General features: G+C 42.9%; 5 protein-coding genes. 3 read left to right on the top strand and 2 right to left on the bottom strand.

Annotated elements, in window-relative coordinates:
• Positions 1–202: 202 nt before the first annotated feature.
• Positions 203–700, top strand: coding sequence for a TIGR02652 family protein (locus PSE7429_RS20580; RefSeq protein WP_009629284.1), 498 nt, complete (start codon positions 203–205; stop codon positions 698–700).
• A gap of 161 nt (positions 701–861) precedes the next feature.
• Here PSE7429_RS20580 and PSE7429_RS20575 read toward each other — a convergent pair whose 3' ends face one another.
• Both PSE7429_RS20575 and PSE7429_RS20570 read right to left on the bottom strand, forming a co-directional pair.
• Positions 862–1,794 carry a glycosyltransferase family 2 protein gene (locus PSE7429_RS20575; RefSeq protein ID WP_009629283.1) on the bottom strand — a complete coding sequence of 311 codons (933 nt, stop codon included), beginning with the start codon at positions 1,792–1,794 and terminating at the stop codon, positions 862–864.
• A 137-nt stretch (positions 1,795–1,931) separates the two neighbouring features.
• Positions 1,932–3,125, bottom strand: coding sequence for a glycosyltransferase family 4 protein (locus PSE7429_RS20570; protein WP_009629282.1), 1,194 nt, complete (start codon positions 3,123–3,125; stop codon positions 1,932–1,934).
• A gap of 192 nt (positions 3,126–3,317) precedes the next feature.
• Here PSE7429_RS20570 and PSE7429_RS20565 point away from each other — a divergent pair, with 192 nt between their 5' ends.
• Positions 3,318–4,766, top strand: a complete 1,449-nt coding sequence (locus PSE7429_RS20565; protein WP_009629281.1) for a hypothetical protein — start codon at positions 3,318–3,320, stop codon at positions 4,764–4,766.
• 27 nt (positions 4,767–4,793) lie between these two features.
• Positions 4,794–5,921: a glycosyltransferase family 4 protein gene (locus tag PSE7429_RS20560; protein WP_009629280.1), complete on the top strand. Its 1,128-nt coding sequence runs from the start codon at positions 4,794–4,796 to the stop codon at positions 5,919–5,921.
• Positions 5,922–5,956: the final 35 nt, after the last annotated feature.

Below are 5,956 nucleotides of genomic sequence, written 5' to 3'. Positions count from 1 at the left end.
ACCAAACCCAGTAAGAGTTTTCAAAGCTCAAAATGGCTACGCCATTTTGAGCTTTGGTATAAGGATAAACGACACTTCGTGCCGCCAATCCTTACCGTATAAATTCTTTCCTTTTTAAGACGACCATTCTTTAGAGTGGGAAAGGGAGCATGGACATGTATGAACATGTTAAAATCTAACTGAGTCATAATTTAAAGAAGTCATGAGGACAGTCCCCTCGGTGCAGCAATATCCGATCTTCGGCTCTGAAATCAAATGTCCCCATTGTCGGCAAATTATTCCTGCTTTAATTTTGACTGACACCTATCTTTGTCCTAGACATGGAGCCTTTGAGGTCGATCGCAACTGCAAAGATCTCGTCCATTTGCAATCTGATCGCCAATGGAGACTATGGAACGATGAATGGTATCGACAACATATTCATCCTGATGGCATCCGTTTTGAAATCCATGAATGTATTGATCGGCTTTACACTCAAGGCTATCGTGCCCTTAAGGTGACCATCGCCCAACGCTATACAAATCTAGTAATTCCTTACCTCGAAACTACCGCGATCGGTTCTAATATTCAAAAACTCTATGGATTAAACGTAGAATTTAGCCCTCCCGAAGAGCAGGAAGCCCGTTGGGGAATCATCAATTTTGAGATCGAAAAAGAGTTAGGCACGCCCAAAGGCTATCCCTATTTCCGTTCGTTTTAAGGAATAGCTACTTTCTTGGCTGGGAAGAGAGTAAGTAGCTAGGTGTAATTAAATATAAAATACAAAACCCTGTAGCGTGCGCTACAGGGTTGGATTCTGGGCTTTAATTATGCCCAGCTACTTACTGGCAAATTTATACTGGCAAATTTATACTGGCAAATTTATTTTGTTGTGGTCTTGCGCCAAGTCTGCCAGCCCTCCCAGCGTCCACCCCAACCAGCCCTTAGTTTCTGGCTCGCAATATTGCCATCTTTCGGCAAAAACCTCAACCATTGCAATAAGCCAAAAGCTTCGGATGTGCCGATCGCGATCGCCCAGACTGCAAAAACGAATCGGTGCAGGGGTGACAGATATTCCAACAGGGCAACCGTCTCATTATGGACAGCATTGACTGAGGCTTGAGAGTTAAAGGCATGGCGCTGATCCTCATCAAAGCGTTGCGCGGGAAAGTGATCGACCGCGATTTGCGGATCGTAAATTAATTTCCAACCTTGTTTTTTCATCGCTAATGAAAAAGCCAGTTCAAAATGCACCTGTGCGCCCGATCCCCGCATCCTGTGATCGAAATGTAAATCAGCGATCGCCTGACGACGAAAGCTCATGTTTACCCCCTTGAGGACATCGACTTCACGCCCTGCACCACTCCCTATGTGATGGTTGCCAATCACCCGACCAAACCATTGCACCTTACCGACTACCGCTCTCGCTCCATCCTCCAGCTTTGTGCCGTAATATACCCAATCTCGACCACCAACCCCGCCAATCTTTTCGTCAGCTAGATAGTAAGCTTCTATCCTCTGCAACCAATCTGGATGGGGAGCCGCATCATCATCAGTAAACGCAACAATATCGCCCCTTGACGCATCAAGCCCAATATTCATCGCGGCGATTACGCCCGTCACGGTTACTGTCGCCGTATGCAAAGGCAATGCCTCGCGATCATAGCTTTCCAGAAATTGCCAAGTTTCGTGATCGGTATCGCGGACAATCACCCATACCTCATCTACAGGACGATTTTGCAATTTCAAAGCTGTCAAGCATCGCGCTAGGTCTTGAGGACGTAGATAGGTTGGCACAACTACAGTTATCTTCATAGAAATATTTTCCAGAAATTAGTTATGAAATTAGGGATTTTAGGTTAATCACAATCCTAAATGAGACAGTGCGAAGAATTAGACGTTGCGGCGCGAAGCGCCGCAACGTCTAATTCTTCACTGGGAAGGGAGTAACATTATTTAATAGCCTCTTCATAGGCGGCAACCGTGCTTAAAGTCATGGATTCTAGAGTGAATTTTTGCGCTGTAAATTTCAGCGTATTTTCCACCATACGCGATCGCAAATCAGGATTTTCTGATAATTGGAGCAATCGCGATGACAGCATCTCGAAATCGTTAAAAGGAATGATAAAGCCATTTACCCCATCATCGATTTGATCGTAAGCACCCGCAGCAGGTGTTCTGATGGGTACGACTCCGCAAGCCATTGATTCCACAATTACGAGAGGAAATCCCTCCGCTTGACTCGGCAAAACAATCACATCGGCAGCCCAATAGACTTGGCGAGGTTCGGTTACATAACCAAGGAACAGAAATCTTTGTTGATTTTTAGCATTGGCTAAGGCATAAGCTTCTATTTCTTCCCGCTGATCTCCCGAACCCGCAAACAGACATTTACAGTTAGATTGAGGGTTGCGTGCCACAATTTGATTCACCGCATCGATCAGTAGTTTATGCCCTTTATCCCATTGGGTTCTCCCAACCAAAGCGATCGCAAAATCCTGCTCAGACAGATTAAACTTCTCCCTTGATTGTCGCCGCTCTTCAGCATTTGGCACATGGAAATATTGAGTATTAATACCGTTAAAAACTTTCTTTATTTGCGATTTAGCAATACCAATGTCCTCTATCAACCATTGCTCGATATCCGATGAAATTGCAATAAAGGTATGGGGTGCAAAAAATCTAAGATACTGTTTGAGAACAGCTCTTTTGAATCTCGCCCTTTGACCTTCGGGATGGCTATCAGCAACTTTACCTGAATTGGCTGACTTAAGAAGGTGCGAGGTGGCAATACAATTAACATTCGTAAATATTTTTGCGATCGCTGCTACAAATAGCATTGAGTAGCCGTGAGCGTGAAAAACTTGAATTTCCAATCGCTTCACCGCATCTAAAATTTGTGAAACTGTCGCCCAAGATGGAAGCGATCGGTTGAAATCATCAATAACTATCCATTCCTCCGATAGTTCCTTGAGCGACTCAAAACGTTTTAGAGAAGATGAATCAAAACTTACCTTCCCAGTGATCAAAACCACTTTCCATCCTAAATTCTTGAGACCTCGCATTAAAGTCTCACAGTGGGAAGCAATTCCATCGTTGCAATCAACTCGGCTGAGGAGAAAACCGACATGTTTTGGGGAGTTCACAGGTAAAATTCACCTCGATCTAAAATATCCAAACATTACCATCAAAACGATTTGATTTTTTTCTTTGTTTTATTTACATCTCGCTCAGCATAATCATTACTACCGCAATTTAAAAATTTTGCTAACATCGGAATGATTATCCAAGTTTTAGATGCAATCTACCATGATTAAATAACATATTAAATAACAAATATGAGCGATCGTCCTAGCTTCTCATCCCCTCTTTTAAATCCCAGTCAAGACTTTAGTTCTAAAAACACATCAGAGGCATGGTTGGCGGTAATCATCTTTTCCCTCACCACAATACTTTTAATTTCCATTGGCAGCGTTGGCAGCAAAATCCTCAATATTGCCTTTCCTTTCGGTTCATTAGTTGTAGGGTGGTTCTTATATTTTCGATATCCCAACTTTTACATTGGTTTTATGTGGAGTTGTATGTTTATAACTCCACTAGTGCGGCGATTGTCAGATTTTCGGGCGGGTGCTTTTACGGATTCCAATCCCATCCTTTTAGCTCCAACCTTAATTATTCTCATTTCATTTCATACTATGTATTTTAACTTGCCTAAAGCAAGGGAACAGGGAACAGCTCCTTTTGCCTTAGCTCTAGCAAGTGTTGTATATGCTTATTTAATAGGGGTGCTTAATCCAGCAACTTCTTTTATTAAGGCAAGTTTAGCATTTTCAGGATGGATAACCCCGATCATATTCGGCTACCATTTGTTCGTAAATTGGCAGAGATATCCTGAGTACAGTCAAACTATTAAACGGGTTTTTTTATGGGGATGCCTGATTTTAGGACTATATGGAATCTATCAGTATGTCGTTGCACCTGAGTGGGATCGATTATGGCTAGTAGGTTCTAAGATGGATTCTAGTGCTGGAAAGCCCGAACCTTTTGGGATGCGTGTATGGAGCACTCTTAATTCTCCTGGACCTTTCGCCGATATGATTACCAGTAGTCTATTAGTTGTCTTTAGTTGTAAAGGTGGATTAGTCGTTCCCGCCGCAGGAGCAGGAATCCTATCCCTACTACTGAGTGCAGTACGAACGGGATGGTTAGGTTGGTTTGGAGGATTGATTTTGTTCAGTTCTTCACTCAAGCCAAAGCAGCAGTTGCGTTTGGTATTAACTGTTGTGGTGTTGTTAGTATGCATTATTCCTCTGAGTACCATGGAACCCTTTGCAGGAACAATCGCCACAAGGTTCTCAACGTTGGGAGATTTACAAAATGATACCAGTGCTTCAATCAGACAAAATATTTACAAGGATTTCTTTGAGAATGGAATATTCAACTTTATGGGAGATGGAATTGGGGTTAACGATACTGTAGATGCGGGAATTTTATCCTTGATTCTAGATTTAGGATGGATCGGCGCTTTGCCCTATACAGGTTCAATTTTACTATGTGCGATTACTTTATTTAAAAATTTAGGAAAGTATCGTAACGACTTATTTATTACCACTTGTTGTTCCGTACTGGTAAAATCATTTGCATTCTTTCTCGCTACTAGGGTTACGGCTGGAATTCATGGTCTCCTTATATGGAGTTTTATTGGTATTGGTCTGGCGGGACAGCGATATTGGAATCACCAGCAAAGCCTACAATTCAATGAATTACTTAAGGGAAAAGAGATTTAAGGAATATCAATATATCAATGAATATCAATGAAAATCTGTATCGTAACGCCTTATATAATAAAAAGTGACGGGCAAGGTCGAGCGAATTACGAGCTTGTTTTAGAGGCAATTCGCTGCAATCACCAACTTAGTTTGGTGAGCAGAAAAATAGAACTTGATTTATTGGACAACCCTCTCATTGAATGTGTGAGTCTGCCTGTTGATCGATTCCCGACTGAGTTATTGCGGGGGATGGTATTCGCCCGAAAAAGTGCTGATTGGTTACGATCGCATCGCCATAAATTTGATGTGGTTTTAGCCTGCGGAGCAGTAACTGCCGCTGCTAGCGATGTGAATGTCATCCATTTTGTGCATAGTGCTTGGTTGCGATCGCCCACCCATACTTGGAAAATTCGCCAAGATATCTATGGCGCTTATCAATGGTTGTTTTCGGCGTTAAATTCTCGGTGGGAAAAACAATCTTTGCAGCAAACCAAAATAGTGGTGGCAGTATCTGACAATATTCAACGGGAATTAATTGACATCGGGATTTCTCCTGCTCAGATTCGTGTAATTTATAATGGCGTGGATCTAGAAGAATTTATGCCAAAATCGGAAACTCGCGATCGCTTTGGATTGCCCGATCGAGTTAATTTGGCGCTATTTGCGGGAGATATTAGAACCAATCGCAAGAATTTAGATACGGTGCTCAAGGCGCTAGTCAATGTGCCTAATTTACATTTAGCCGTAGTCGGCAATACGGAAAGAAGCCCCTATCCAGAACTTGCCAGACAATTAGGGGTAAGCGATCGCGTTCACTTCTTGGGCTATCGTCGCGATGTGGCAAAAATCATGCAAGCCGTTGACTTTTTTGTGTTTCCATCGCGTTACGAACCTTTTGGGATGGTCGTAAGTGAGGCGATGGCTTCAGGGCTTCCCGTAATTACTACTGCTGTATCAGGGGTGGCGGCAATTATTACGAATGAATGCGGCATAATTCTGGACGATCCAGAGGATGCGCAAGTTTTAAGCCAAGCGATGACTGAGTTAAGCATTAATGGCGATCTGAGGGCAAGAATGGGTAAATCAGCACGCGCGATCGCCGAACAGCACAGTTGGAGAAGTAAAGCCCAACAATATCTCCATTTATTTACAGAATTGGCAAAGAATCCATAATCACACCCAATAGAGAGTTGCGGCGCGAAGCGCCG

The organism is Pseudanabaena biceps PCC 7429, assembly GCF_000332215.1.
Lineage (GTDB): Bacteria > Cyanobacteriota > Cyanobacteriia > Pseudanabaenales > Pseudanabaenaceae > Pseudanabaena > Pseudanabaena biceps.
This window is presented reverse-complemented; position numbering and strand designations above follow the sequence as displayed.

Coding starts and splice junctions, on each gene's coding strand:
- PSE7429_RS20580 (WP_009629284.1), top strand. CDS start 203: ATGAGGACAGTCCCCTCGGTGCAGCAATATCCGATCTTCGGCTCTGAA.
- PSE7429_RS20575 (WP_009629283.1), bottom strand. CDS start 1,794: ATGAAGATAACTGTAGTTGTGCCAACCTATCTACGTCCTCAAGACCTA.
- PSE7429_RS20565 (WP_009629281.1), top strand. CDS start 3,318: ATGAGCGATCGTCCTAGCTTCTCATCCCCTCTTTTAAATCCCAGTCAA.
- PSE7429_RS20560 (WP_009629280.1), top strand. CDS start 4,794: ATGAAAATCTGTATCGTAACGCCTTATATAATAAAAAGTGACGGGCAA.